Origin of the sequence: Bradyrhizobium sp. WYCCWR 13022, from assembly GCF_030435535.1 — a bacterium.
GTDB lineage: Bacteria > Pseudomonadota > Alphaproteobacteria > Rhizobiales > Xanthobacteraceae > Bradyrhizobium.
The window spans coordinates 1-927 of the sequence record NZ_JAUIZJ010000026.1; the positions used below are offsets into that span (position 1 = coordinate 1).

1 pseudogene is annotated in these 927 nt (G+C 59.4%); it reads right to left on the reverse strand.

The window, feature by feature from the left end:
• Nucleotides 1-452 (reverse strand): annotated as a pseudogene (locus QY049_RS31600) (transposase); the annotation flags it as partial.
• Nucleotides 453-927 lie beyond the last annotated feature (475 nt).

The following is a 927-nucleotide window of genomic DNA, read 5'->3' on the forward strand; positions in this document are numbered from 1 at the left end:
GGCAGCATATTCCACGAGCCGCTCGCGCTGGCGTAGATAGGCTCGCAACGTTGCGATCTCGGCATCGGTCGGAAGCTGCCCCGTAACAGGCCATAGGAGTGGAGCTGGCGTAACCAAGCGGCATCGCTGAGATCGGTTTTACGGCCAGGTACATTCTTGGCGTACCGCGCGTTGACCAGAATGACCTCAAACCCGCGCTGTTCTAGGATCTCGTAGACTGGGATCCAATAGACCCCAGTGGATTCCATCGCGACACTGGTCACGCCGCACATCTTGAACCAGTCCGCCAGTTCATGCAGGTCTTGCGTGAATGTGCCGAATGCACGCACTGGCTTGTCGGTGCAGGCCGGGTTTACCGCGGCCATGTGCATCTTTGATCCGATATCGATAGCGGCCGGGCTGAGGTTGACCAGCTTTAGGTCCGGGCCGCGGTCGGTTGTCCTGTTAGGCATCGCAACTCCTCCGTCCGATGATGGGCTGGAGGGTCAGGGCTATGCCAATTTGTCATCTTCCTAATCGGGATCGCCGTCGAAACGGCGTCACCACTCTCAAGTCCGCATGCGCCCATGGACCACGTTTTTTAACGGGGACAGTGCCTCCAATAAGCTGACGGCCGCTACCCTCCGAGCTAAAGGATAGCACAAGGCTGTTTCTATCCCGCGCAGGCGCGCCACGACGCTGGACAGTTATTTAGGATATCCCGCTCGGCCTTCAGCTTGGCGACCTCACGGCGCAGCCGCTCGATCTCCTGCTGCTCCGGCTTCATCTGCCCGTGACCGGGAAAGGCCTGCACCGGGTCGGAGCCGAACTTGCTGATTCCAATGATCTCGCCGGGGTGTACCGATTTGATCTCGCCCAGGATTGAACGAACCCGCTACGCGGCAGTAGGGGGCAAACCTGCTGAACTGAGGTGTCCTGTCTGAGAGG